We start from the raw sequence: 355 nt of genomic DNA on the forward strand, positions 1-355 counted from the left end.
CCTCGACGCCGTCGAACACCGGCTCCGCAAGGCCGGTGTGAAGCCGTCCGCATCGGCCTCCAAACTGGCCCGGGCTCTCGCCGAGACAGCCCCGAGAAGCAAGACGGACCCGAAGAAGCAGCGCACCGCGAAGAAGACCGCACCACGGCCCCGGACGGCGGGCGACCACGTCATGGAATACGTACGCGACCAGATCACCGCCGTCGTCGCCCTCGACCCCGCCGTACGCCGCGACCTCCCGGACTCCGTGCACCAGATGCGGGTCGCCACCCGCAGACTGCGCAGCGCCTTCAGGACGTACCGGAAGATCCTCGACCACACCGTCACCGACCCCGTCGGCGACGAACTGAAGTGG

Annotated in this window: 1 protein-coding gene; it reads left to right on the plus strand. The window is 69.3% G+C overall.

What is annotated here, in order from left to right; translation table 11 throughout:
- Positions 1–172: 172 nt before the first annotated feature.
- A partial coding sequence (locus AC1DUE_RS20965; RefSeq protein WP_477041316.1) for a CHAD domain-containing protein occupies positions 173–355 on the plus strand: 183 nt, incomplete at its 3' end.

The organism is Cellulomonas sp. P4_A2, from assembly GCF_056402515.1.